Below are 25,000 nucleotides of genomic sequence, written 5' to 3' on the forward strand. Positions count from 1 at the left end.
CTGCCAGCCGCCCGCGACGCCCAACACGGTGGCGAAGGGCAACGGCTACGACGTGCTGTGGCTCGGCCCCGACGAATGGCTCGTGCGCTCGGACGCAGCCGTGCAGGCCGGTGTGCTCGAAGCGAAGCTCGCGCCTGCATTCGGCGAAGCCTACGCGGCCGCAGTGGACGTGGGCAGCGGCTACACCGTGGTGGAGATCGACGGCGCGCGCACGCGCGAACTGCTCTCGCGCGGCTGCCCGCTCGATCTGCATCCGAACCTGCTCAAGGAAGGGCAATGCGCGCAGAGCGTCTTTTTCAAGGCCTCGATCGTGCTGATTCCTGTGGGCGGCGACCGCTTCGAGATCGTCGTGCGCCGCAGCTTCGCCGACTACTTCTGCCGCATCATGCTCGACGCCACCGCGTCGCTTGCATCATGAAGATCGTCGACGGAACCTTCGATCCCGCGCTCGACGTTCCGGCGGCGCTCGATGCGCCGCCCTCGCGCGGGCGCGGCTGGAGCGTGTTCGTCGAGGGCCTGAGCGTGCCGGCGCGCATCGGCATTCATCCGCACGAGCATGGCCAGCCTCAGCCGCTCGTGATCGATGCGCAGCTCGGCTATCGCTCGATGCCGAAAGAAGAGAGCGACTGGATCGACTACGAGAGCTATTGCGCACGCATCGCCGAGTTTCTCGCGAAGAAGCCGCATACGCGGCTGCTCGAAACGCTGGTGGCCGATATCGCGGCGCTCTCGTTTCGCGAGTGGCCCGCGCTCGATACGCTCACGATCGAAGTGCACAAGCCGAAGATCCGGCCCGGCACGCGGCGCATTGGCGTGTCGCTCGAATGGACGCGTGCCGATTATCTGCAGTGGAGCACCACAGGACGTTGGTAGCGTGGCGCGCCGCCGTGCCTGATTTTGCCTGGTCGATGTCGGAGCACGACAAGCATGCGTCGGCTTTTGCACATCGCGGGGTACGTGCGGCGGGCTACGCTCAACATATCGCTGCGGGCGCGGTTTGATGGGCGCGGCGCAGTGCCAACTCTCAAGGAGACAAGGTGATGAGCAATCGAGGCGTCGTGTATCAAGGTCCGGGCAAGGTCGAAGTGCAGAAGATCGACTATCCGAAGATGGTCGATCCGACTGGCCGCGCGATCGGCCATGGCGTGATTCTCAAGGTCGTCAGCACGAACATCTGCGGCTCGGACCAGCACATGGTGCGCGGCCGCACCACCGCGCCGGTCGGCCTCGTGCTCGGTCACGAGATCACGGGCGAAGTGGTCGAGATTGGTAAGGATGTCGAAACGCTGAAGCTCGGCGATCTGGTGTCGGTGCCGTTCAACGTCGCTTGCGGCCGTTGCGCTATGTGTCGCGAGCAGAACACGGGCGTGTGTCTGACCGTGAACCCGTCGCGCGCAGGCGGCGCGTATGGCTACGTCGACATGGGCGGCTGGATTGGCGGCCAGGCCGAGTATGTGCTTGTGCCGTATGCCGATTTCAATCTGCTGAAGTTCCCGGACAAGGACCAGGCGATGTCGAAGATTCGCGACCTCACCTGCCTTTCGGACATTCTGCCCACCGGCTATCACGGTGCGGTGACGGCGGGCGTGAAGCCGGGTTCGACGGTTTATATCGCGGGTGCTGGCCCTGTTGGTATGGCTGCTGCCGCTTCGGCGCGCCTGCTTGGCGCGGCCTGCACGATCGTCGGCGACATGAATGCGGAACGTCTCGCGCATGCGAAGGCGATGGGCTTCGAAGTCGTGGATCTCTCGAAGGATGCTTCGCTGGGCGATCAGATCGCGCAGATTCTGGGCAAGCCGGAGATCGACTGCGCGGTCGACTGCGTGGGCTTCGAGGCGCACGGCCACGGCGCTTCGGGGCACTCGGAAGAGGCGCCGGCCACGGTGCTTAATTCACTGATGGAAATTACGCGGCCTGCGGGCATGATCGGGATTCCGGGGCTTTATGTGACCGACGATCCGGGTGCCAAGGACGTTGCCGCTCAGATTGGTAGCCTGAGTATTCGATTTGGCCTGGGTTGGGCTAAGTCGCATACGTTCCATACGGGCCAGACGCCGGTGCTCAAGTACAACCGTAATCTGATGCAGGCGATTTTGTTTGACCGGCTGCCGATCGCCAAGATCGTCAATGTCTCGGTTATTTCGCTGGATGATGCGCCTGAAGGGTATAAGAAGTTTGATGGCGGTGCGCCGCGCAAGTTCGTGATCGATCCGCATGGGTTGTTGGCGGCTTGATGGGCGGTAGCGTGTAAGTAGAAAGGGCAGCCGCTGGTGGGGCTGCCCTTTCTGCTTTCTGGAAAGCGGTATGGTGGGTTTGCTCAGCTACTTGGCTGCGTTGTAGCGCCGCCAGAGTTTAATGATTGCCGTATACGCGAGAAGCGCAACGATAAACTCAATAACCAGCATCACTGGAATATAAAGGTCATCCGGATCGCGGATGCCAATTCGATTCGCGGTGGATAGCCATGCGGAAAGCTGATTTTCCGGCATCGGCAGTGGATAGGTGTGGACATAGCGAACGGAAAGCAAAAACAATCCGATGAACAGGATTGTTTTGAATAACCAACGGACAAGTGTTGCCATATGGCATTCCACGGATCTCTTGTCCGATCGAAGCCCGGAGTCGAGGCGAGCGGCAGGGCGTTCTACGGACCAATGCCGATCGATGGCATCGGTCACGCCGGACTAGAACGATGAGTTGCCGGTTTTACCCGAGGAGATTTTCGATTGCAATGGAATCGCAATGAATTTGGGTGCGTGGCTTAATATTCGACAAAAATTTCGCCAATATCCGGCGGACACGGTGTGCCCGCACCCCCAACAACCACAAAAAATCAATGCGCCGATAACGAAGGCGCAACCGCAACAACAACCGGCGTATCCACCCCCGAAAGCGGCGCAATCCGCTTACGCCGTTCCCCAGTAGGCGCATTCCCAAACGCATCCCGATAGCTCTTGCTGAAATGGCAAGCCGACTGAAACCCGCAAGCCATCGTGATTTGCATAATCGACATGTCGGTTTGCAACAACAGCTCACGCGCCCGCCGCAACCGCAGGGTCAGATAGTAATGCGTCGGCGTCATCCCCAGATGTTCATGGAATAACCGCTGCAACTGCCGTTGCGACATATTCGCGAGCCGCGCGAGTTCTTCCCGGGAAAGCGGCTCCTCGATATTGTTTTCCATCAGCGCGATCACTTCGAACAGCGACTTGTTCGCCGACCCAAGCCGCGCCACCAGCGGCATGCGCTGCTGCGCACTGGTATCGCGCACATGCTCGACCACGAACTGCTCGGCAATCTGCGTGACGCGCGCAGTACCCACCCGCGCCGTAATCAGGTTCAGCATCATGTCGAGCGGAGCCACGCCGCCGGTGCAGGTCACCCGGTCCCGGTCGATCACAAAAAGCTCTTTAAGAAAGCGCGTGGAAGGAAACTCCTCCTTCAGCGCCGACATGTTCTCCCAGTGGATCGCGCACGCATACCCGGCCAGCAGCCCCGCCTTGGCGAGTGCATAGGTGCCCGTGCACAGGCTGCCGAGCGCCACGCCCATGCGCGCGAAGCGGCGCAGCGTGGAGAGATGGTCAGCGGTGGTGACGTGCTGCACGTCCACGCCGCCGCATACGAACACGATATCCGGTTGGCCCACGCATTCCGCGGGGCCGGTATCGATGGACAGTCCGTTGCTTGCCATGACCTGGCCGCCCTGCGGACTGATGATCGACCACCGGTAGAGCGGCTGGCCGCTCAGGTAGTTCGCCATGCGAAGAACTTCGATGGCGTTCGTAAACGCGATCATCGTGAAATTGGGCAGCGGCATGAACGCAAAATGCGCCAACGTCGCTGAACGGGCGGGGACCATGAGGGGACGATTCCTTTAATTCTTCAGCCCTGGGGCGGAGTCCCGCGCCAGGCTAACGCAATTTTCGAATCTGGCGTGCCAGGTGTGCCATGCGGCTAAACCCTAATTCAAACCCGACAAAAAGATGGGCGCCCAAATTTAAAGCGGGTTCCAGAGGAATTCGCCATGCAACGGCCATGGCGCTTTAATTCGCCGCGAATAACGTCTGATCATTGTTCGGACCGGAAACCATTCCGCAGGTTGTTTCGCCAATGGTTAGCGAACGTCCCTGTCACTTGTGAAAAACGGACGCCGATGGCGGAAAAGGAAAAGAACGCGTCTGAATTCATACATCGGCGGGAAATACGAAAGACAAGAATAGAGCCGTCAACCGCCACCGTCCCCACCGGCGGGAAACCCAGGCGGGGCGGGCCCTCACGCGGTACGGGCCGGGCCATTCATCTCACATCGTCACGGATGCTCTATGTCGAACACTCAAGCTTTCTTTTCGCAGCCGCTCGCCGAACGCGACTCCGCGGTGCGCACAAGCATTTTGAAAGAAATCGAGCGGCAGCAGTCGCAGGTCGAAATGATCGCGTCGGAAAACATCGTGTCGCGCGCGGTGCTGGAAGCGCAAGGTTCGGTGCTTACCAACAAGTATGCGGAAGGCTATCCCGGCAAGCGCTATTACGGCGGTTGCGAATTCATGGACGATATCGAGTCGCTGGCTATCGAGCGCATCAAGAAGCTCTTTAACGCCGGCTTCGCCAATGTCCAGCCGCACTCGGGCGCGCAAGCCAACGGCGCGGTCATGCTCGCGCTGGCCAAGCCGGGCGAGACCGTGCTCGGCATGTCGCTCGACGCTGGCGGTCACCTTACCCACGGCGCGAAGCCCGCGCTCTCGGGCAAGTGGTTCAACGCGGTGCAGTACGGCGTGAACCGCGAAACCATGCGTATCGATTACGACCAGGTCGAAGCGCTCGCGCATCAGCACAAACCGGGTCTGATCATCGCCGGCTTTTCTGCTTATCCGCGCCAACTGGACTTCGCGCGCTTCCGCGCGATTGCCGATAGCGTCGGCGCGAAGCTGATGGTCGACATGGCGCATATTGCGGGTGTGATCGCCGCCGGCCGCCATGCGAACCCGGTCGAGCACGCGCACGTGGTTACGTCCACTACGCACAAGACCCTGCGCGGTCCGCGCGGCGGCTTCATCCTCACCAACGACGAAGACATCGCCAAGAAGATCAACTCGGCCGTGTTCCCGGGCCTGCAGGGTGGCCCGCTCATGCACGTGATCGCCGGCAAGGCGGTGGCGTTCGGCGAGGCGCTCGATCCGAGCTTCAAGACCTACATCGACAACGTGCTGGCGAACGCACAGGCGCTGGGCGAAGTGCTGAAGGCCGGCGGCGTCGATCTGGTCACGGGCGGCACCGACAACCATCTGTTGCTGGTGGACCTGCGTCCCAAGGGCCTCAAGGGTGCACAAGTGGAGCAGGCGCTCGAGCGCGCCGGCATCACCTGCAACAAGAACGGCATTCCGTTCGACACGGAAAAGCCCACGGTTACCTCGGGCATTCGCCTGGGCACGCCGGCCGGCACGACGCGCGGTTTCGGCGTGGCGGAGTTCCGCGAGATCGGCCGCCTGATTCTGGAAGTGTTCGATTCGTTGCGCGCGCATCCGGAAGGCGACGCCGCCACCGAGCAGCGCGTGCGCCGCGAGATTTTCGCGCTGTGCGAACGTTTCCCGATCTATTGATTATTCAAGGGCCCGGCACGCCGGGTCCGTTCCCGAACAAAGTCGCCCCCCACCGACGTCTGACAATACTGGAGTAGAGACACATGAGCACGCTGCATCAGGACAGCATCATCATCGACGGCCTGAACATTTCGAAGTTCGCGCGGCCGGTATTCGAAGACATGCACAAGGGCGGCATCACGGCTGCGAACTGCACCGTGTCGGTGTGGGAAAACTTCACGAAGACGGTCGACAACATCGGCGTGATGAAGAAGCAGATTCGCGACAACAGCGAACTGCTGACGCTGGTGCGCACGACCGAAGACATTTTCCGTGCGAAGAAGGAAGGCAAGACCGGGGTCATCCTGGGCTTCCAGAATGCGCACGCGTTCGAAGACAACCTTGGCTACATCGAAGCGTTCGCCGATATGGGGGTGCGCGTCGTGCAGCTTTGCTACAACACGCAGAACCTGGTCGGCACCGGCTGCTACGAGCGTGACGGCGGCCTCTCGGACTTCGGCCGCGAAGTGATCACCGAGATGAACCGCGTGGGCATCATGGTCGACCTCTCGCACGTCGGCGGCAACACGTCGTCGGAAGCGATCGCGTTTTCGAAGAAGCCGGTGTGCTATTCGCACATCCTGCCGCTGGGCCTGAAGGATCATCCGCGCAACAAGAGCGATGCGCAGATCAAGGAGATCGCCGATGCGGGCGGCTTCGTCGGCGTGACGATGTTCGCGCCGTTCCTCAAGCGCGGGATCGAATCGACGATCGAAGACTATATCGAAGCGATCGATTATGTCGTGAACATCGCGGGCGAAGACACGGTCGGCATCGGCACGGACTTCACGCAGGATTACGCGAAAGAGTTCTTCGACATGCTCACGCACGACAAGGGCCGTTATCGCCAGCTCACCAATTTCGGCAAGATCGTCAATCCGGAAGGCATCCGCACGATCGGCGAATTCCCGAACCTGACCGCGGCGATGGAACGCGCCGGCTGGAAGGAGTCGCGCATCCGCAAGATCATGGGCGAGAACTGGGTGCGCGTGTACAAGGACGTCTGGGGCGCATAAGCCGCACCACAGTCTAGCCAGCACACAAAACACGAAACAACGGGACGTGCCCTGCGCAAGACGCGTGGGCACGCGGGCGATGCCGCGCCTGCGCAACGACGCAAACGGCTTTTTTCCCTCACGGAGTCACCACGATGCAACCGCAACTGCCGATCAACGTCGATCCCGAAACTGGCGTCTGGACCACCGACGCGCTGCCGATGCTGTACGTGCCGCGCCACTTCTTCACGAACAATCACGTCGCCGTTGAAGAAGCGCTCGGCGTCGAAGCCTATGCGGAAATCCTCTACAAGGCCGGCTACAAGTCCGCTTATCACTGGTGCGACAAGGAAGCGAAGCTGCACGGCCTGACCGGCATGGCGGTGTTCGAGCATTACCTGAAGCGCCTTTCGCAGCGCGGCTGGGGTCTGTTCTCGATCATCGAAGCCGATCCGTCGACCGCGCGCGCAAAGATCGAGCTGCGCCATTCGTCGTTCGTGCTCCAGCAGCCGGGCAAGGAAGGCAAGCTTTGCTACATGTTCGCGGGCTGGTTCGCCGGCGCGATGGACTGGGTCAACGACACGACGCCGGAAGGCAAGGGCGCACCGCGCTCGCAATCGAAGGAAGTGCAGTGCGCGGCCGAGAACCACGATCACTGCGTCTTCGAAGTGTCGCCGATCGCGCACTGAGACACACAAAGAACTACATCAAGTAACACGAGACATACGAACGCCAGAGGTCGCTTGCGATGCGCTATCCCAACCTGTTCAAACCCCTCCAGCTCAATCAGCTGACGCTGCGTAACCGCATTGTCAGCACGGCGCACGCCGAGGTCTATGCGGAGCCGGGCGGTCTGCCGGGCGAACGCTACATCCGCTATTACGAGGAAAAGGCGAAGGGTGGCGTCGGCCTCGCGATTTGCGGCGGGTCGAGCCCGGTGTCGATGGATAGCCCGCAGGGCTGGTGGAAGTCGGTGAACCTCACGACCGACAAGGTCATCGATCCGCTGTCGCGTCTCGCTGAAGCGATGCACCGTCACGGCGCGAAGATCATGATCCAGGCGACCCACATGGGGCGCCGCAATGCCTACCACGGCGAGCACTGGCCGCACCTGGTGACGCCGTCGGGCGTGCGTGAGCCGGTGCACCGCGGCAACGCGAAGATCATCGAAGTCGAGGACATCAAGCGCATCATCAAGGATTTCGCGGCCGCCGCGATTCGCGTGAAGAGCGCGGGCATGGACGGCATCGAAATCTCGGCTGCGCACCAGCAACTGGTCGATCAGTTCTGGAGCCCGCGCACGAACTTCCGCACCGACGAATGGGGCGGCAGCTTCGAGAACCGTCTGCGCTTCGGCATCGAAGTGCTGAAGTCGGTGCGCGAAGCCGTGGGCCGCGACTTCTGCGTTGGCCTGCGCATGTGCGGCGACGAATTCCACGAGAACGGCATCGACCACGAGCACGCGAAGGAAATCGCCCAGGCGATGGAAGCGACGGGCCTGATCGACTACATCAGCGTGGTGGGTTCGGGCGCGGACACGCACAACACGCTCGTGAACTGCATGCCGCCGATGGCGCTGCCGCCGGAACCGTTCGTGCACCTTGCGGGGGGCATCAAGTCGGTGGTGAAGCTGCCGGTGATGCACGCGCAGAGCATCCGCGACGCGGGCCAGGCCGAGCGTCTGCTCGCGAACGGCATGATCGACCTGGTTGGCATGACGCGCGCGCAGATCGCCGATCCGCATATGGTGATCAAGATCCGCGACGGGCGCGAAGACGAAATCAAGCAGTGCGTGGGCGCGAACTACTGTATCGACCGCCAGTACAACGGCCTCGACGTGCTGTGCGTGCAGAACGCCGCAACCTCGCGCGAAGAGACCATGCCGCACGTGATCGAAAAGTCGCGTGGCCCGAAGCGCAAGGTGGTGGTGGTGGGCGCGGGCCCCGCAGGTCTGGAAGCAGCGCGTGTCGCGCGCTCGCGTGGCCATGACGTCGTGCTGTTCGAGAAGAACACCGAAGTCGGCGGCCAGATCATGATCGCGGCGAAGGCGCCGCAGCGCGAGCAGATGGCCGGCATCGTGCGCTGGTTCGACATGGAAACGAAGCGCCTGGGCGTGGATCGCCGGTTGGGCGTCGCGGCGGACGAGAAGATGATCATGGCCGAAAAGCCGGACATCGTTGTGCTGGCAACGGGCGGCCACAGCTATACGGAAGAAGTGCCGGGCTGGGGCGTGGCTGAAGGCCTGGCGGTCAGCGCGTGGGACATCCTCACGGGCAAGGTGGAGCCGAAGCAGAACGTGCTGATCTATGACGGCATCAGCACGCATGCGGGCTCGGGCGTGGCCGACTTTGTCGCGAGCCGCGGCTCGAAGGTCGAAATCGTGACGCCGGACGTCAAGGTGGCCGACGACGTGGGCGGCACGACGTTCCCGATCTTCTATCGCCGGCTGTATGCGCAAGGCGCGGTGCTGACGCCGAATTACTGGCTCGACCGTGTCTACGAAGAAGACGGCAAGAAGATCGCCGTGTTGCGCAACGAGTACACGGAAGAACTCGAGGAGCGCGCGGTCGATCAGGTGGTGATCGAGAACGGCACGCGGCCGAACGACGAGCTCTACTGGAAGCTCAAGAACGAATCGGTGAACCGCGGCCAGATCGACGTGAACAAGCTGTTTGCTTCCGAAGCGCAGCCGTGCTTGACCGAAGAACTCGGCAATGGCCGCTTCCTGTTGTTCCGCGTTGGCGACTGCATCTCGATGCACAACATCCACGGCGCAATTTACGACGCGCTGCGGCTCGTGAAGGACTTCTGACCCATGAACCCGACTTGGCTGATTACCGCGCTGCTGTGGCTGTCGATGGCGGGGCTCGTGTTCGCCGTCGCGAAGCGGGCCGCTTACTGGCGCGTCGGGCGTGCAGCGGCGCCCGGTTCGTTCGGCGCTTTCGGTTTCACGAAGCTGTTCAGCATTCCGAAGCGCTATTTCGTTGACCTTCACCACGTAGTCGCACGTGACCCGTATATCGCGAAGACTCACGTCGCGACTGCCGGCGGCGCGATTGGGGCGCTCGCGCTTGTGTTCATCAACTATGGGCTCGCGATCTACTCGCCGTGGCTCGACAAGCTGATCTTCCTCGCGGCGCTCGCGATGCTGGTTGGCGTGGTGTTCGTGTGGCGTCGCCGTCATGCGAAGAACGTGCCCGCGCGTCTGTCCAAAGGCCCGTGGAACACGCTGCCCTGGGTGCTCGGTTCGTTCGCGCTCGGCCTCGTGCTGTTCATGCTCGTGCCGACCGGCGCGATGTCGGGCGGATTCGCTGTGCTCTGCGCGCTGCTGATCGGCGTGGGCGCATTCGCGATGACGTTCGGCGCGGCCAAGGGCGGCCCGATGAAGCACGCCATCGCAGGCCTGCTGCACCTCGCGTTTCACCCGCGCCAGGAGCGCTTTGCCGCCACGCGTGAAGGCTGGACCGGCAACGGCACGGCTACGCCGCCCACGGCGCTCAAGCTGCCGGATATCGAGCAGCAGGAATATGGCGTCGCCAAGCCGGTGGAATTCCGCTGGAACCAGCTGCTGAGCTTCGACGCCTGCGTGCAGTGCGGCAAGTGCGAGGCTGCTTGCCCCGCGTTCGCCTCGGGTCAGCCGCTCAATCCGAAGAAGCTGATTCAGGACCTCGTGGTGGGCATGGCGGGCGGCACCGACGCGGCCTACGCGGGCAGCCCCACGCCGGGCATTACGGTTGGCCAGCATAGCGGCACGCCCAACGGCCCGATCGTCTCGGGCCTGATCGAAGCGCAAACGCTGTGGTCGTGCACCACCTGCCGCGCCTGCGTGCAGGAGTGCCCGATGCTGATCGAGCACGTGGACGCCATCGTCGACATGCGCCGCAACCAGACGCTCGTGCACGGCACGGTGCCGGGCAAGGGCCCCGAGGTGCTCGCGAATCTGCGCGAAACCGGCACGATGGGCGGCTACGACAAGGCTGCGCGCTACGACTGGTCGGTTGACCTGAACGCGCCCATCGCACAACCGGGCAAGCCAGTGGACGTGCTGCTGGTGGCCGGTGAAGGCGCATTCGACATGCGCTATCAACGCACGCTGCGTGCGCTCGTGAAGGTGCTCAACAAGGCGGGCGTAAGCTACGCGGTGCTGGGCGGGCAGGAAACGGATACGGGCGATGTGGCGCGCCGTCTTGGCGACGAGGCAACGTTCCAGCGCATGGCCAAGCAGATGATGGGCACCCTTTCCGGGCTGAGTTTCAGGCGCATCGTGAGCGCCGACCCGCACGTGATGCACAGCCTGCGCAACGAATATCGCGCGCTCGGCACGCGCTACGAGGTGCTGCATCACACGACCTTCCTCGCCGAACTCGCCGCGAGCGGCAAGATTGCGCCGAAGGCTGTCGAAGCGCTGCGCGACAAGCGCACCACGTATCACGATCCCTGCTATCTGGGCCGCTATAACGGCGAGACCGAAGCGCCGCGCAAGCTGCTCAAGACCATCGGCATCAAGGTCGTGGAGATGGAGCGCAATGGCATGCGCGGACGCTGCTGCGGCGGTGGCGGCGGCGCGCCGCTGACCGATATCCCCGGCAAGCAGCGTATTCCCGATATCCGCATCGCCGACGCGAAGGCGGTGGGCGCTGAAGTGGTGGCGGTGGCGTGCCCGAACTGCACGGCGATGCTCGAGGGCGTCGTGGGTCCGCGCCCCGAGGTGCTCGACGTCGCCGAACTCGTTGCTGCTTCGCTGGAGTGAACCGATGAACGCGATCAAACGAATCGATCCGCGCCGCCCCTTCATCATTACGGCGGCGGGACTCAGGCGCATCACGCTCGGCGAGAGCGGCAGCGCGGACGCCAACGCGGCGCACTGGGGCGGCCATGCGCACGGCGCAGCGGCGGCCAAACCTCGCCGGCAAGTTAGCGATCCGAATCAAGTCATGCTGGTGGTGGCTCATGCCGAGCGCGGCGCGCTCGACGACCACACGTGCCAGACCATCGCGGCGGCGGCCTTGCTGGCCGATGCGAAAACCGAAGTGGCGCTGCTCGTGTTCGGCGAATTGAAAGACGACGCGGCGGCACTCGGCGTGGACAAGCTGATCGAGCTGCCGGGCTTCGAGCGCCGCGTGTTCGCACCCGAAAGCGAACTGCGCGCGTTGCAGGCGTGTGCGGCAGCGCTTGCGCCGAAGCACGTATTCGTGCCCGATAACGCAACCGGTGACGGCGATCTGGGCCGCCGCTATGCAGCTTCCGCTAGCGCAAGCGTGGCGGCGCACGTGGTCGAGATCGACGCGCAACACGTGGGCGCTTACGAGCAGGCGAAGCGCGCGTTCGCTACGCGCGCGCTGCCCGATGTGATTCTGCTAGAGCCCAACGCCGTGGATGCGAAACTGCCCTTCGTGGGCGCGGGCGAGCGTCTCGCGGGCGATTTCATTCGCCCCTCGGACGATATCGCACAGCCTTATCGCGATCTGGGTCTGGAGGAAATCGACGCGGCCCAGGTGGCGCTCGAAGAGGCCGACTTCATCGTCTCGGCGGGCAATGGCGTGACCGATATTGCGTCGTTCGAGCGTCTCGCGGGCGTGTTCGGCGCGGCTATCGGCGCGAGCCGCGTGGCCGTGGACAACGGCCATTTCACGCGCGACAAGCAGGTGGGCGCGACCGGCAAGACGGTCGAGGCGAGTGTGTATATCGCGTTCGGTATTTCCGGAGCCGTGCAGCATCTGCAGGGCATCAAGGATTGCCGCCACGTGATTGCCGTGAACATGGACGGCAGTGCGCCGATCGCGAAGCGCGCGAACCTGACCGTGGTGGGCGACGCGCAGCAGACCATTGCCGCGCTGATCCAGCAGGTGCAGAGTGCACGCGCGACGCGTGGGCAAGCGCCGGCTTCCGCCGAACAACGTCAACCCGCAGGAGTGGCTGCATGAACGCTCAACAACAGATTGCACGCATCGCGGTGCTGGTCTCGGCGGGCCGTCATCCCATGAGCGGAGTACCGCGCTACAGCCGCAATGATGCCCAGGCGCTGGAAATCGGCCGCAAGCTCGCCGATCAGCACCGCGCGCAACTCGACGTGATTCACGCGGGCGATGCGAACGATCCTGCGCTGGCCGAATACCTCGCGCTAGGCGCACGCGAAGTCGAAGTGCTCGCGTGCGGGCCCGGCGACGACGCGGCGCGTGCGCTCGCCGAGCGCGTGCGCGGCTACGACCTCGTGCTGACCGGCACGCGCGCCGAGGGCGCGCACGACAGCGGCATGCTGCCGTACAGCGTGGCGGCGGCATTGCACTGTCCGCTAGTGGGCAGCGCGGTGGACATAGACGTAAAAGGGGGCCGGGCAACGGTGCGCCAGTTCCTGCCCAAGGGGCTGCGCCGCCGCGTGGAAACGGCGTTGCCGGCGGTGATCGCCGTGCATCCGCTGGCGAGCGGCCAGCCGCAGTACGCCTATGCGCGGCTGCGTTCGGGCACGATCCGGCCCCAGCGCGTGACGCGTGTCGCGAGCGACGAAGCGGCCTCCTGGAAGGTCGGTCCCATCGAGCGCAAGCCCGTCAAATTCGCCGCCCCCGAGAAGCGCTCAGGGCATTCCCGGATGCTTGCTGCGGTCACGACCGAGAGCCGTGGCGGGAGCGTCGTAATTGAGGGGAGTTCGGTCGAAAAAGCACAAGTGATACTTGCGTATTTGCGCGAGCATCAACTCATCGATTACTGATCTTTGCCGAGCTGTCGGCAAGATCCGGTGATAAAAAAATCCGGAGCAAACGATGAACGTATCGGCAGATATTCGCGCGCTGGTGGAGCGCCGTCAGGAAGGCTACAGCCTTGAAGCACCCTTCTATCGCAGCGAGGAAGTTTTCAAGCTCGACATGGAGGCGATTTTCCGTCAACACTGGATTCAGGTGGCCACGGAGCCGGAGCTTCCGGAGCCGGGTGACTACGTGACGGTCGAGCTGGCCGGCGAGTCGATCCTGATCGTGCGCGACGACGACATGCAAGTGCGCGCGTTTCATAACGTGTGCCGCCATCGCGGCGCGCGCCTGTGCAACGAGCACAAGGGGACGGTGGGCAACATCGTCTGCCCGTATCACAGCTGGACCTATAACCTGACCGGCGAGCTGATGTTCGCCGAGCACATGGGCGAGCAGTTCGACCGTTGCAAGCACAGCCTCAAGACGGTCCACGTGGAAAACCTGGCAGGCCTGATCTTCATTTGCCTCGCCGAGAATCCGCCCACCGATTTCGCGAACCTGCGCGCAGCCATGGAGCCGTATCTGCTGCCGCACGATCTGCCCAGCTGCAAGGTTGCGGCTCAGGTCGACATCATCGAAAAGGGCAACTGGAAGCTCGTGATGGAGAACAACCGCGAGTGCTATCACTGCGTCGCGAACCATCCGGAACTCACGATTTCGCTCTACGAATACGGCTTCGGCTACCAGCGCTCGGACGCGAACGCGGAAGGCATGGATGCCTTCGTGCGCACCTGCGAGGAGCGCGCGAAGCAATGGGACGAGATGAACCTGCCTTCGGTCGAGATCGAAAAACTCTCGGACGTCACGGGCTTCCGTACCCAGCGCCTGCCGCTCGACCGCAGCGGCGAGTCGCAGACGCTCGACGCCAAGGTGGCTTCGAAGAAGCTGCTGGGCGAGTTCCGCACGGCCGACCTCGGCGGCCTGTCGTTCTGGACCCAGCCGAACTCGTGGCATCACTTCATGAGCGACCACATTGTGTCGTTCTCGGTGATTCCGCTGTCGGCCGGCGAAACGCTCGTGCGCACGCGCTGGCTCGTGCATCAGGACGCGGTGGAAGGCGTCGATTACGACGTGGCGAATCTCACGGCGGTGTGGAACGCCACCAACGACCAGGACCGCACGCTGGTGGAGTATTCGCAGCGCGGCGCGGGAAGCAGCGCCTATGAACCCGGCCCGTACTCGCCGTTCACCGAGGGGCTGGTCGAAAAATTCACGGCTTGGTATGTGGGCCGTCTTGCCGAAAAGATCGGCGCATAAGCTGGTGCGCGAGTAGAGCGGAGTTTGACATGATGCGAGATGCGGCCCAATTCGATCCCACCGACAGCCGGGTAACGCGCCCGGCCTTCTGGGGCGCGCTGCCTGAGCGCTGGACGAGCGATGCGGAAGAAACGCTGGTGTGCTGCCATGTGCGGCAGGAAACGCACGACGTAAAGAGCTTTTTCTTTCGATCGCCGCAAGGGCGCACGTTTTCGTTCGAGCCGGGGCAGTTCGTTACGCTCGAACTGGAGATCGACGGCGAAGCGGTGAATCGCTGTTATACGATTTCGTCGTCGCCGGCGCGGCCGCACACGATCTCCATCACCGTCAAGCGCGTGCCGGGCGGCAAGGTGTCGAACTGGCTGCACGACAACCTGCTGCCGGGCGCGTCGATTCGCGTGCTCGGCCCGGGCGGCGAATTCACCTGCGCGCGCCATCCGGCCAACAAGTATCTGTTTCTTTCGGCGGGCTCGGGCATCACGCCGCTGATGTCGATGAGCCGCGCGCACCACGATCTCGCCGAGGATCGCGACATCGTGTTCGTGCATAGCGCGCGCACGCCCGACGACATCATTTTCGCGCGCGAGCTCGAACTGATTGCCGCGAGCCACTCGAACTTCCGCACCTCGTTCGTTTGCGAACGGCTGGGCGCGCGTACGGCGTGGCCCGGCGTGACCGGCTTTCTCACGCTGCCGCTGCTGAAGCTGATTGCGCCGGACTTCATGGACCGCGAGATTTTCACGTGCGGGCCCGCGCCGTATATGAAGGCCGTGCGCGATCTGCTCGACGAAGCGGGGTTCCCGCGCAAGCAGTATCACGAAGAGAGCTTCTCGTTCGAGACGCTGAATGCGGACGAGCCCGAAGCGCTGGTCGAAGCGCCTGCGGAAACTGCCGTGGGCGCGGAAACGGAAGCTGCCACGTTCAAGGTCACGTTCGCGAAGAGCAACCGCGAGATTCAGTGCGGCACGGACCAGCACGTGCTGGAAGCCGCGCGCCAGGCCGGCGTGCGCCTGCCGTCATCGTGCGCGCAGGGCATGTGCGGCACCTGCAAGGTCAAGCTCGTCTCGGGCCAGGTGCAGATGAATCATAAGGGCGGCATTCGCCAGCGCGAAATCGATCAGGGCATGGCGCTGATGTGCTGCTCGAAGCCGCTGTCCGATCTCGTCATCGATAAATAACGCAAGGCAAAGGATCGCGCGCATGCCGCCTGGGCATGTCGCGCAAAAACAAGATCGTGTCGTAAAACGACGATAACAACACATTGTGGCAGGGGAATCTGGAAGCGCACAGGGCAGGCTTGCCCATACTAGAGGAGACGACCGTGAAGCTGCTTCAAAAACTGTTGTGGACCGGCATGGTGTCGGCGATGGTGGTGTTGAGTGGATCGGCCCTGGCCGACGAGAAGCCGACGTTGAAGATCGGCTATGTGGAAGGTTGGGACGACAGCGTGGCCACGTCGAACGTGGCGGCGCGCATCATCGAAAAGCGCTTCGGCTACCAGGTGCAGCTCGTGCCGGTGGCGGCGGGCATCATGTGGCAGGGCGTGGCGCGAGGCGATCTCGATGCGACGCTTTCCGCGTGGCTGCCGGTCACGCAGGGCGCGTACTGGGCGCAGTTCAAGGATAAGGTGGTCGATCTCGGCACGAATTTCACGGGCGCCAAAATCGGTCTCGTGGTGCCCGACTACGTGAATGCGAAGAGCATCGATGACCTCAACGCGCAGAAGAGCGCGTTTGGCGGGCGCATTGTCGGGATCGACGCCGGTGCGGGCGTGATGAGAAAGACCGACGAGGCCGTGAAGAAATATGGGCTCGATTACTCGGTCATGCCGAGTTCCGGAAGCGCCATGACGGCCGAACTCGCGCGCGATGTCAATGCGAAGAAGCCCGTTATTGTGACTGGCTGGACGCCGCACTGGATGTTCGCCAAGTACAAGCTGCGCTTTCTTGAGGACCCCAAGGATGTCTTTGGCGCAGCCGAGCATGTCGATAGCGTAGCGAATCCGGATCTCGAGAAGAAAGCGCCGCCGGTGGTGTCGTTTCTCAAGAAGTTTCAGTGGAAACCCGGTGAGATCGATAGCGTGATGCTCGCCATTCAGAACGGAGCCAAGCCCGAGGCTGCAGCCGACACCTGGATTGCCGCGCACGGCGATCGTGTGAATGATTGGGTGCAGGCTACCCAGTAATAGCGCGCTGATTGCGGTTTCGCGTTTCCTTGTGTTCGCTAATGTGATGCTGTCCGCCACTTGCCTTTAATCGGGGTGGGTCCGGAGCGTCTGCCACCACTCGCTTCATCCCGGAGCGATAAAAGGCTCATCCTGCCGGCGGCGCTGCACGCGCCGTCGGGCATAACCCAAAGCCGAGGGGGCGCACGCGCTTGCGCCTTCCTCCTCGTCTTTTCCGGTAGTACTCACCTGGTTTTCCGTGCGAATTCGTGCGCGGTGTTTCCGCTTTTCCGAACCAATTTTTCTTTGCGTGCGAATACGCGTATACCCGCGAAAAAGCACCCAAAAAATCTCAATTCCTGGCGTGTCGCTTTTACATAAGCTCCTGTCGCAAATAGCCATCCCGGCGGGGTTTTTTCTGGCAAACATGTAGATACACGAAGCGGGCCGGCGCCTGCATGACGAGGAGATGGAGTCGATGGAATCCCCAAAGATCGTAGTCGATGGACTATGCAAGGTTTTCGGGCCCAACCCGAAAGTGGCGCGCGAGCTGCTTTCGAGCGGCGCCACCAAGGACGAGATGTTCGCGAAAACCGGCTATGTGCTGGGCGTGAACAATGCCTCGTTTTCGGTGAACGAAGGTGAGATTTTCGTGCTGATGGGGCTCTCGGGCTCCGGCAAATCCACGCTGATTCGTCTCATCAATCGTCTCGTCGAGCCCACCGCGGGCAAGGTCGTGATCGATGGCCGCGATATCGCCGCCGTGAAGAAAAGCGAGCTGGTTGCGCTGCGCCGCACCGACATGAGCATGGTGTTCCAGTCGTTCGCACTCATGCCGCAGCGCACGGTGCTCTCGAACGCGGCCTTCGGCCTGGAAGTCGCGGGCGTCGGGCGCAAGGAGCGCGAGCAACGCGCGCTCACGGTGCTCGAGCAGGTCGGCCTCGCGCAGTTCGCACACAAGCTGCCCGCCGAGCTCTCCGGCGGCATGCAGCAGCGTGTGGGCCTCGCGCGCGCGCTGTCCGTCAATCCCTCGCTCATGATCATGGACGAAGCGTTTTCGGCGCTCGACCCGCTCAAGCGCAAGGAAATGCAGAACGTGCTGCTGCAACTGCAAAAGGAGCAGCGCCGCACGATCATGTTCGTTTCGCACGACCTGGAAGAGGCGCTGCGCATTGGCACCCGCATTGCCATCATGGAAGGCGGCCGCATCGTGCAGATCGGCACGCCGCAGGAAATCATCAGTAACCCTGCCGATGACTATGTGCGCGCGTTTTTCGACGGCGTGGACACGAGCCGCTATCTCACCGCTGGCGATCTGATGCAGCGCGAAGCGGTGCCGCTCATCCGCACGCTCGACAAGAAGAGCGTGGCCGCATCGCTCAACGGCAGCAACGAATATGCGTTCGTGCTCGACGCGCAGCGCCGCATCAGCGGCTTCGTCACGCGCGACGCGATTGGCGCGGACAATCCGTCGTTGCGCAAGGTCGAGAGCATTTCGATCGGCGCGCCGCTCGATCAGGTCGTTTCGCGCGTGTGCGCAACCAACACCGCATTGCCCGTGGTCGACGATGAAGGCCGCTATTGCGGTTCCATCGATCAGGCCGCGGTTCTCAAGGTTATTACGCGCAACAGGGGTGCCCATGTCTGAGATCATTCCACTCGGCCAATGGGTCGATCAGTCGGTTCATTATCTGCTCGACCACGATGCCAACACGTTCGACGCCGTCGGCAGGGCGATCGAAGGCTTCGCAAAGCTCATCGAACATGGCCTTCAGGCCGTGCCCATGTGGGCGATGATGGCGTTCTTCATCGCGCTTGGGTTGTGGCGCGTGGGCTGGCGCTTCGCGGCCTTCGCCGCTGGTTCGCTGCTGCTCATCTACGCGACCGGCTTCTGGGATCAGATGATCGTCACCCTGGGGCTCACGCTTTCGTCGACGCTCATTAGCCTCGTGCTGGGCATTCCGCTCGGCATCTGGACCGCGAAGAACAAGCTCGTGCAGACCATTGTGCGGCCGATTCTCGACCTGATGCAGACCATGCCGGCCTTCGTCTACCTGATTCCGGCGGCGATGCTGTTCGGTCTTGGCCGCGTGCCCGGCATTCTCTCAACCGTGATCTTCGCGATGCCGCCCGCCGTGCGTCTCACGAGCCTCGGCATCAAGCACGTGAACCGCGAAATCGTGGAAGCGGGCCATGCCTTCGGCTGCACGCCGTGGCAACTGCTCTACAAGGTGCAGTTTCCCAATGCGCTGCCGTCGATCATGCAGGGCGTGAACCAGACCATCATGATGGCGCTTTCGATGGTGATTATTGCCTCGATGGTGGGCGCCGGCGGCCTCGGCAACGACGTGCTCGCAAGTATCCAGCGACTCGATATCGGATTGGGCTTCGAGAGCGGGCTGGCGGTGGTGCTGCTGGCGATCATTCTGGACCGCATCACGGAGAGCTTCGGCCGCGCGCCGGGTGCCGTAAAGGCGCCGCTGTTCTCCGGCGTGAAGCAGCTTTTTCGTCCGCGCGCCGTAGTCGCGCAGGCTTGAGTGGATAAACGCTGGGACTAGTTGCCGCATTCTTTATCAGGTGAACCGGCTCGCGCTTGCGGGCCGGTTCTTTATTCTCAGTCCGTGCAGGTTTGTCTCCATAGGGGCGCAACGTGACATCCGGCACCGCCGAAGCTGTAGAAACCACCGAACTCACGAAGCCGGTTTCTTCATTGAAACATTTTGGGTTCCTTACCTTGCCGAACTTTTCGATGATCGCGTTTTCGAACGCCGTCGAAGTTCTGCGCATGGCCAACTATGTGGGTCGCGGCGATCTTTATCGCTGGTCGGTCTACACGCTCGACGGCGCGCCTGCCCGTGCGAGCAACGGGATTTCGGTGCGCCCCGCCCAGGCGCCGGACCCGGACGATCTCCCCGACGTGATGATCGTCTGCGGCGGCATTCACATTCAGGATGCCGTGGACGACAACGTGCGCGACGCGCTGCGCGGCTTCGCGGAGCAGGGCCTACCGCTTGGCGGCATTTGCACGGGTGCTTACGCGCTCATGGCGAGCGGGCTGCTCGACGGCTACCGCTGCGTGGTGCATTGGGAAAACCTTTCGTCACTGCACGAGCGCTTTCCTCATGTGCAATTCGCCGACGAACTCTTCGTGGTCGACCGCGACCGGCTGACCTGTACGGGCGGCACGGCGCCGCTGGACCTGATGCTCGATCTCGTGGGCGCGCGCTTGGGCCAGCAGCTTGCCGCGAAGGTCTCGGAGCAATTCATTCTGGAGCGCATTCGCGGCGCGACCGACTTGCAGCCGATTCCCGTGGACGCGCGCGTGGGTTTCTCGCGCGCGGAACTGGTCGAGGTCGTGCGGCTGATGGAAGCGAATATTCGCGAGCCGCTTTCGCTGGAGGAACTCGCGCGGCTCGTGCGGCTTTCGCAGCGGCATTTGCAGCGCATGTTCAAAGCCTATTTGAACGTGTCGCCCACGCACTATTACCTCACGCTGCGCTTGAAGCGCGCACGTGAACTGTTGCGCACGACGGATGCGTCGATCTCGCGCGTGACCGCGATTTGCGGGTTCAATTCGCCGTGCCATTTCAGCAAGGCGTATCGCGTGCAGTTCGGCCATGCGCCGAGTCACGAGCGGCGCGGCGGGGAGTGAAAAGGCAGACACTGCGGGCAGACGCTGCGCCGCGCGTGCTGACACGCCGCGGCGCGCGCGATTCGACGATCAGTGCAGGGCGGAAGACGCGGGCACGCTTGCTTCAGGCGCCGCGAGCCGGTGGTCGGTGCGAAGGAAGGCGTCAAGGTCAGGCATCTGCGAGCTGTCTTGACTACCGCGCTCGCCGCTGCGCTGCTCGCGGTACATGATCGGCGGCACGCCGAACTGCTTGCGGAACTCGCGCCCGAGATGCGACGCGTCGGCGAAACCGCAACTCGATGCAATATCGGCCACGGTGCGGTCCGAACTCGTGAGCAGCCACGCGGCGGTGCGCAGGCGCAGCACATTGGCGAATGCGCGCGGGCTCTTGCCCGTCTCGGCCTTGAAGAGCCGTTCGAGCTGGCGCGGCGAGAGATTGAGCTTGCAGGCCAATTCTTCCAGTGGGATGTTGCGCCCGACTTGCTGCTCCATCAGCAGGATCGCGCGCTTGACCTTCGGATGCGTAGCGGGCTCGAGGCCAGGCGGATGCGGTTGGGGCGCGTTGCCCTTCTGCATCTCGCCTACCAGCAGAATGCGCAGCGCCTTCTGGACGGTCGCGTGATCGAAGTGGCGCAGCAGAATCGCGGCGGCCACGTCGATCGACGCGCGCCCGCCCGAACACGTAATGCGGCGGCGATCGATCACGAAGAGCCGGTCGGCAACCAGTGCATCCGCGTTCACGTTGGGGAAGCGTTCGATGAAGTCCCAGTAGTGGAACCAGCTTACGCAGATGCGGTGATTCTCCAGCACGCCCGCGCGCATCATGGCGAACACGCCGGTGCAGATGCCCACCACCGTGGTGCCGTTGGCCGCCGCGCGGTGGATATGGCGCAGCGTTTCCTCGCTCGCCTGCGGGCCCGAATGCAGCAGGCCGCCCACGACGACGAGATAGTCCACCGGTTCGGCGTCTTCGAAGGTCTCCCACGGCGTGACCTGGATGCCACAACTCGCGCGCACCGGCGCCAGCGTCTCGCCAATCACGCGCCACGAGCAGCGTACGGGCTTGCTGGAATCGCCGTCGTCGGCCGAAAGGCGCAGCATATCTACGAAGCCGGAAAAAGCCGTGAGCGTGAAATTGGGCAGCAGCACGATGCCGAAGCGGATGCGCTCCTTGGTTTGTACGTCGGGCGAGGGAACGATCGGAAGCGGGTCGGACATGGCGGCGGGCGGCTCGGGAAAACGCATGCGAATGAACGTCTGCGGCCCGGGAATACCAAAAAACGCATAAAACCCGCGGCGCTGCAGTCCGCTCAAGCGTCGCTTATCCGGTGCGCCGGCACTTGTGGTTATGCGTCAGGTATCTGTGTCAAAACGAAATTCCGCCGCCATGGCACGGCCCGTGGCGACGGTGTTCCGCGACCACGGCGCATTTGTTCTATCGGCGCTTGGCCGCGTTGGCGACACTCGGCGCAGCCGATACAACCTGATTCAACCCGATTCCATCGCCAGGGCTCTCCACCGTGCCGCACCAGCCGCGCGCCAAAACCGTCGATCTCAACCAGCGTGCCAGCCATGGCGACGCCGCCGCCGCGCTCGCGCTGCTTGAACAGAGCATGGCGCGCGGGCATCAGCGCATCGGCTTGCTGCGCTATCTGCGCGCGCGGTGCCTCGGCGCGATGCTGGAGGTCCGGCATCACGACTATGCGCAGCGCGTGACAGCCCGGCTCAGCGAAACGGCGCTGGCCTGCCTCGCACAGGAGGCGCAGCGCCGTCATCAGGGTTAGCGCACGTTAGAGCACCACCGTGCGCCCGTCGTTGATGAACACGCGGCGCTCGAGGAATGCCTTCACGGCGCGCCCGAGCGTCACGCACTCGACGTCGCGGCCCACGGCGAGCAGCCGCTCGGGGTCGCAGGTGTGATCCACGCGCTGCACTTCCTGCTCGATGATCGGGCCTTCGTCCAGATCGTCGGTAACGAAGTGGGCGGTTGCGCCAATCAGCTTCACGCCGCGCACGTGCGCCTGATGATAGGGGCGCGCGCCCTTGAAGCCGGGCAAGAACGAATGGTGGATGTTGATCGCGCGGCCCGCGAGGCGCTTGCTCGTTTCGTCGGACAAAATCTGCATGTAGCGCGCGAGCACGAGCAACTCAGACCCCGTCGATTCGAACAGGTCGAGGATCGCGGCTTCTTGCTGCTGACGCGTTTCCGGCGTGACCGGCAGATGCCGGAACGGCAGCCCGTGTTGGCGCGCGAGCGGCTCGAAATCGGCATGGTTCGAGGCGATGGCCGCAATGTCCATCGGCAGTTCGCCCATGCGCCAGCGGAACAGCAGGTCGGCGAGACAGTGCTCGAGCTTCGACACCAGGATCAGCACCTTGGGCCGGACCTGCAGGTCGTGGATCGCCCACGTCATTTCATGCTTGCGCGCCGTGGGCTCGAATTCGCTGCGCAGGCTCGCGAGATCGAGCTCGCCGTTGCCGCCCCGAATCACTTCGTGAAAGACGCAACGCAGGAAAAAGCGCGAGCTGATGTCGTCGTCGAAGACGGTCAGTTCGTCGATGTAGCAATGGTGGCCGTCCAGAAAGCCGGCGACGGCGGCCACTTGTCCGGCGGCGCTCGGGCAGGACAGGGTCAGGACGTACTGGTGTGAGCGAACGTCGATGGACATGTGAGGGTCTCCAGGTATCGTAGTGATGCGAGGAGTAAGCCATTTTTTGCCCGCTGGCACATAGAACGCACCCGCTATGTTGCGGGTATGGAAACGCCAGGCGTGGTTAGCACGCCACCGCGCCGCGCTTCATGGCGCGAGCACGCGCGCGTCGATGCGCGCGAGGCGCTTGAGGTGGCGTGGCGCGGGCACGAGGTCCGCGCCCGAGAACAGCAGCGGTGCGCCGTCTGCTTCGGCGAGCGGCGCGCCGCCGCATTCGTAGGCGACCATCGCTTGCAGGCCCACCGGCGTGTTGAACAACTCGTGCCACGTGAAGGGGACGGCATAGCCGTCGTGGCCGATGGCGAGGAAGACCATGCGCTTGAAGTCGCCGTGCGCCTCGCAGCGCAGGCCCGCCGCGTTGAGCAGATCAGTGAGCAGGACGCCACGGTAAGGCTCGACGGCGCGAATGAAGCGCTGCGTGGTGTAGCAGCGCAGATCGAACGGCGTGCTGGTCGTGGCCGGATAGGCGCGCAGGGCGTCGAGCGAGAGCGCCATCGGGCGCAGCACGCTGCCGGTGATCTGCAGGGTGCCGGGGACAGGCGCGTTGTCGTCAGGGATGGCGGGGAGGGCGGTGGCGAGTGCGAGGTCCATCGTCGGGTCTCCGGGCCGGGAGCCGGCCAGCAGGCGGATTGGTGAGCAAGGGACCGTTATGATCGCACGGATATTACGGTGTGGGTGAGGCGCGAGAACCTCGTTAGCTGTTATCTCTAAACCACGCCAAACGTCTGATGAATTTGAAAAATACGGACGTTCGTTGTCTAATAATTCGCGCTGAATCGGTCGGGCAGGAAAGGGCCTTCGATAAGCACGCCAATCCTTACCCATCCACGATGCGCTTATGACCTGCCAAAAGAAGAAAGTACAAAAACGACTCAAGCTGTATGCCGCCGGCAGCCTGGCCACGGCCCTCGCGTGCGGGTCTGGCGGGGCCAGGGCAACGGAGGGCGCGCTCGGGCGTCCCGTGGCCGGCACGAGCGTCCTGTCGGGCGTCGGCACGGTTCCGCCGGAGGATGTGTGGGTCGTGAACGTGCAGGAGCTGTATCTCAACGGCTCGATCAGCGGCAGCCACAGTGTGCCGATCGCCGGGAAAGCGTCGCTCGGCCTCGACGGCAAGGTCGCCTTCACGCTCGCGACGATCGAGCGTGGCTGGGGCAAGTTCGGAGGCTGGGATTTTGCATCGGCCTTCACGCTGCCCTATGTGTGGGAAGAGGTTACGGCCACGTCCGCCATCGGTCGGGCGGGGCGGACGTCGACCGATCGCGCGTCGAACCTGTACGACATGTACTTCACGCCGATCATCGCCGGCTACAGCTTCAGCCAGAACGACCATCTCGCGCTGAGCTTCAACTTCTGGGCGCCCACGGGCCAATACGACGTTCATGCGCTGGCCAACCCGAGCCTGAACAACTGGACCTTCGTGCCGCAGGTGGCCTATACGAAGCTCGTGCCACAGTACGGACTCGAATTCGACGGCGTGCTCGGGCTGCAGTTCTACACGCGCAACCCCGCGACCCAATATCAGAACGCGCCGTTGCTGACGCTCGATGTCATGGGCCTGAAGAGGTTCGCCAATGGCATTGGCGTGGGTGTGGTGATGGGCACGGTGCAGCAGCTCGGCAAGGATACCGGCCCGATCGCGGACCGGCTCGACGGCTTCGTCGGGCACGACTTCGCCATGGGCCCGATCATTACCTATGACACGAAGATCGGCGGCAAGCATCCGCTTTCCGCGAGCCTGCGCTGGGTGCCGAGCATCGCCAGCACCAACCGCCTGAAGAGCACGTCGACCTGGCAGGCGAGCGCCACGATTGCGTTCTGATCGCGGCGCGGGCCGGCCAGGCGCGCGGCCCGCGTTGCACGCAA

The 25,000-nt window shown here is 63.3% G+C and carries 23 protein-coding genes; 18 read left to right on the top strand and 5 right to left on the bottom strand.

Annotated elements, in window-relative coordinates; all coding sequences use genetic code 11:
* The 3 genes from HV773_RS18575 to fdhA form a co-directional block, all read left to right on the top strand.
* Positions 1 to 418, top strand: a 418-nt coding sequence (locus tag HV773_RS18575) for a sarcosine oxidase subunit gamma (protein ID WP_175196337.1), incomplete at its 5' end; no start/stop codon positions are given.
* The gene (locus HV773_RS18580) at positions 415 to 873 is read left to right on the top strand and encodes a dihydroneopterin aldolase (RefSeq protein WP_129563969.1); all 459 of its coding nucleotides are present in this window, start codon (positions 415 to 417) and stop codon (positions 871 to 873) included. The genes HV773_RS18575 and HV773_RS18580, both read left to right, overlap by 4 nt.
* A 164-nt stretch (positions 874 to 1,037) precedes the next feature.
* A complete protein-coding gene (gene fdhA / locus HV773_RS18585; RefSeq protein ID WP_129563970.1) occupies positions 1,038 to 2,234 on the top strand; it encodes a formaldehyde dehydrogenase, glutathione-independent in 1,197 nt (398 codons plus the stop codon).
* 87 nt (positions 2,235 to 2,321) lie between these two features.
* Here fdhA and HV773_RS18590 read toward each other — a convergent pair whose 3' ends face one another.
* Positions 2,322 to 2,582 (bottom strand): hypothetical protein, encoded by a 261-nt coding sequence (locus tag HV773_RS18590; RefSeq protein WP_129563971.1) that lies wholly within the window; start codon positions 2,580 to 2,582, stop codon positions 2,322 to 2,324.
* A 251-nt stretch (positions 2,583 to 2,833) separates the two neighbouring features.
* Positions 2,834 to 3,859, bottom strand: coding sequence for a GlxA family transcriptional regulator (locus HV773_RS18595; protein ID WP_129563972.1), 1,026 nt, complete (start codon positions 3,857 to 3,859; stop codon positions 2,834 to 2,836).
* 463 nt (positions 3,860 to 4,322) lie between these two features.
* Between HV773_RS18595 and HV773_RS18600 the strand changes: the two genes are divergently transcribed.
* The 13 genes from HV773_RS18600 to HV773_RS18660 all read left to right on the top strand — a co-directional run bounded on the left by HV773_RS18600 (position 4,323) and on the right by HV773_RS18660 (position 20,447).
* Positions 4,323 to 5,597 carry a serine hydroxymethyltransferase gene (locus HV773_RS18600; RefSeq protein WP_129563974.1) on the top strand — a complete coding sequence of 425 codons (1,275 nt, stop codon included), beginning with the start codon at positions 4,323 to 4,325 and terminating at the stop codon, positions 5,595 to 5,597.
* 83 nt (positions 5,598 to 5,680) lie between these two features.
* Positions 5,681 to 6,652 (top strand): dipeptidase, encoded by a 972-nt coding sequence (locus HV773_RS18605; RefSeq protein ID WP_035534843.1) that lies wholly within the window; start codon positions 5,681 to 5,683, stop codon positions 6,650 to 6,652.
* Positions 6,653 to 6,786: 134 nt separating this feature from the next.
* Entirely contained in the window at positions 6,787 to 7,320 is a 534-nt protein-coding gene (locus HV773_RS18610) for a DUF5943 domain-containing protein (RefSeq protein WP_129563975.1), read from the top strand.
* 59 nt (positions 7,321 to 7,379) lie between these two features.
* Positions 7,380 to 9,443, top strand: a complete 2,064-nt coding sequence (locus HV773_RS18615; protein WP_129563976.1) for an NADH:flavin oxidoreductase — start codon at positions 7,380 to 7,382, stop codon at positions 9,441 to 9,443.
* 3 nt (positions 9,444 to 9,446) lie between these two features.
* A complete protein-coding gene (locus HV773_RS18620; RefSeq protein WP_129563977.1) occupies positions 9,447 to 11,381 on the top strand; it encodes a (Fe-S)-binding protein in 1,935 nt (644 codons plus the stop codon).
* A gap of 4 nt (positions 11,382 to 11,385) precedes the next feature.
* Positions 11,386 to 12,555: an electron transfer flavoprotein subunit alpha/FixB family protein gene (locus tag HV773_RS18625; RefSeq protein ID WP_129563978.1), complete on the top strand. Its 1,170-nt coding sequence runs from the start codon at positions 11,386 to 11,388 to the stop codon at positions 12,553 to 12,555.
* On the top strand, positions 12,552 to 13,337 hold the full coding sequence (locus HV773_RS18630; RefSeq protein WP_129563979.1) for an electron transfer flavoprotein subunit beta/FixA family protein: 786 nt from the start codon (positions 12,552 to 12,554) through the stop codon (positions 13,335 to 13,337). The genes HV773_RS18625 and HV773_RS18630 overlap by 4 nt, the downstream gene beginning before the upstream one ends.
* Positions 13,338 to 13,389: 52 nt before the next feature.
* Positions 13,390 to 14,631, top strand: coding sequence for an aromatic ring-hydroxylating oxygenase subunit alpha (locus tag HV773_RS18635; protein WP_129563980.1), 1,242 nt, complete (start codon positions 13,390 to 13,392; stop codon positions 14,629 to 14,631).
* A gap of 29 nt (positions 14,632 to 14,660) precedes the next feature.
* Positions 14,661 to 15,809, top strand: a complete 1,149-nt coding sequence (locus HV773_RS18640; RefSeq protein WP_129563981.1) for an FAD-binding oxidoreductase — start codon at positions 14,661 to 14,663, stop codon at positions 15,807 to 15,809.
* Positions 15,810 to 15,952: 143 nt separating this feature from the next.
* Positions 15,953 to 16,816 (top strand): glycine betaine ABC transporter substrate-binding protein, encoded by an 864-nt coding sequence (locus tag HV773_RS18645; RefSeq protein WP_129563982.1) that lies wholly within the window; start codon positions 15,953 to 15,955, stop codon positions 16,814 to 16,816.
* Between the two features lie 457 nt (positions 16,817 to 17,273).
* Complete coding sequence (locus HV773_RS18650) at positions 17,274 to 18,443, top strand: quaternary amine ABC transporter ATP-binding protein (protein WP_129563983.1); 1,170 nt, start codon at positions 17,274 to 17,276, stop codon at positions 18,441 to 18,443.
* Positions 18,436 to 19,332 carry a choline ABC transporter permease subunit gene (gene choW, locus HV773_RS18655; protein WP_129563984.1) on the top strand — a complete coding sequence of 299 codons (897 nt, stop codon included), beginning with the start codon at positions 18,436 to 18,438 and terminating at the stop codon, positions 19,330 to 19,332. Before HV773_RS18650 ends, choW begins: the two co-directional genes overlap by 8 nt.
* Before the next feature lie 113 nt (positions 19,333 to 19,445).
* Complete coding sequence (locus HV773_RS18660) at positions 19,446 to 20,447, top strand: GlxA family transcriptional regulator (RefSeq protein WP_227875437.1); 1,002 nt, start codon at positions 19,446 to 19,448, stop codon at positions 20,445 to 20,447.
* 69 nt (positions 20,448 to 20,516) lie between these two features.
* On the opposite strand, the gene HV773_RS18665 is transcribed toward HV773_RS18660, so the two are convergent.
* Complete coding sequence (locus HV773_RS18665) at positions 20,517 to 21,644, bottom strand: GlxA family transcriptional regulator (RefSeq protein WP_129563986.1); 1,128 nt, start codon at positions 21,642 to 21,644, stop codon at positions 20,517 to 20,519.
* Between the two features lie 302 nt (positions 21,645 to 21,946).
* On the opposite strand from HV773_RS18665, the gene HV773_RS18670 reads away from it, so the two are divergent.
* Positions 21,947 to 22,210, top strand: a complete 264-nt coding sequence (locus HV773_RS18670) for a hypothetical protein (protein WP_129563987.1) — start codon at positions 21,947 to 21,949, stop codon at positions 22,208 to 22,210.
* A gap of 6 nt (positions 22,211 to 22,216) precedes the next feature.
* On the opposite strand, the gene purU is transcribed toward HV773_RS18670, so the two are convergent.
* A complete protein-coding gene (gene purU / locus HV773_RS18675) occupies positions 22,217 to 23,095 on the bottom strand; it encodes a formyltetrahydrofolate deformylase (protein ID WP_129563988.1) in 879 nt (292 codons plus the stop codon).
* A gap of 129 nt (positions 23,096 to 23,224) precedes the next feature.
* On the bottom strand, positions 23,225 to 23,728 hold the full coding sequence (locus HV773_RS18680; RefSeq protein ID WP_129563989.1) for a molybdopterin-dependent oxidoreductase: 504 nt from the start codon (positions 23,726 to 23,728) through the stop codon (positions 23,225 to 23,227).
* Positions 23,729 to 23,975: 247 nt separating this feature from the next.
* On the opposite strand from HV773_RS18680, the gene HV773_RS18685 reads away from it, so the two are divergent.
* On the top strand, positions 23,976 to 24,956 hold the full coding sequence (locus HV773_RS18685; RefSeq protein ID WP_129563990.1) for a SphA family protein: 981 nt from the start codon (positions 23,976 to 23,978) through the stop codon (positions 24,954 to 24,956).
* Positions 24,957 to 25,000 lie beyond the last annotated feature (44 nt).

This window comes from Paraburkholderia caffeinitolerans (assembly GCF_902859945.1).
Classification (GTDB): Bacteria; Pseudomonadota; Gammaproteobacteria; order Burkholderiales; family Burkholderiaceae; genus Paraburkholderia; species Paraburkholderia caffeinitolerans.

Bases quoted from the DNA above. Each gene is read 5' to 3' on its own strand.
- HV773_RS18580 (WP_129563969.1), top strand. From the start codon at position 415: ATGAAGATCGTCGACGGAACCTTCGATCCCGCGCTCGACGTTCCGGCG.
- HV773_RS18615 (WP_129563976.1), top strand. From the start codon at position 7,380: ATGCGCTATCCCAACCTGTTCAAACCCCTCCAGCTCAATCAGCTGACG.
- choW (WP_129563984.1), top strand. From the start codon at position 18,436: ATGTCTGAGATCATTCCACTCGGCCAATGGGTCGATCAGTCGGTTCAT.
- HV773_RS18610 (WP_129563975.1), top strand. From the start codon at position 6,787: ATGCAACCGCAACTGCCGATCAACGTCGATCCCGAAACTGGCGTCTGG.
- HV773_RS18630 (WP_129563979.1), top strand. From the start codon at position 12,552: ATGAACGCTCAACAACAGATTGCACGCATCGCGGTGCTGGTCTCGGCG.
- HV773_RS18625 (WP_129563978.1), top strand. From the start codon at position 11,386: ATGAACGCGATCAAACGAATCGATCCGCGCCGCCCCTTCATCATTACG.
- HV773_RS18665 (WP_129563986.1), bottom strand. From the start codon at position 21,644: ATGTCCGACCCGCTTCCGATCGTTCCCTCGCCCGACGTACAAACCAAG.
- HV773_RS18680 (WP_129563989.1), bottom strand. From the start codon at position 23,728: ATGGACCTCGCACTCGCCACCGCCCTCCCCGCCATCCCTGACGACAAC.
- HV773_RS18590 (WP_129563971.1), bottom strand. From the start codon at position 2,582: ATGGCAACACTTGTCCGTTGGTTATTCAAAACAATCCTGTTCATCGGA.
- HV773_RS18600 (WP_129563974.1), top strand. From the start codon at position 4,323: ATGTCGAACACTCAAGCTTTCTTTTCGCAGCCGCTCGCCGAACGCGAC.
- HV773_RS18650 (WP_129563983.1), top strand. From the start codon at position 17,274: ATGGAATCCCCAAAGATCGTAGTCGATGGACTATGCAAGGTTTTCGGG.
- purU (WP_129563988.1), bottom strand. From the start codon at position 23,095: ATGTCCATCGACGTTCGCTCACACCAGTACGTCCTGACCCTGTCCTGC.
- HV773_RS18685 (WP_129563990.1), top strand. From the start codon at position 23,976: ATGACCTGCCAAAAGAAGAAAGTACAAAAACGACTCAAGCTGTATGCC.
- HV773_RS18640 (WP_129563981.1), top strand. From the start codon at position 14,661: ATGATGCGAGATGCGGCCCAATTCGATCCCACCGACAGCCGGGTAACG.
- HV773_RS18635 (WP_129563980.1), top strand. From the start codon at position 13,390: ATGAACGTATCGGCAGATATTCGCGCGCTGGTGGAGCGCCGTCAGGAA.
- HV773_RS18620 (WP_129563977.1), top strand. From the start codon at position 9,447: ATGAACCCGACTTGGCTGATTACCGCGCTGCTGTGGCTGTCGATGGCG.
- HV773_RS18595 (WP_129563972.1), bottom strand. From the start codon at position 3,859: ATGGTCCCCGCCCGTTCAGCGACGTTGGCGCATTTTGCGTTCATGCCG.
- HV773_RS18605 (WP_035534843.1), top strand. From the start codon at position 5,681: ATGAGCACGCTGCATCAGGACAGCATCATCATCGACGGCCTGAACATT.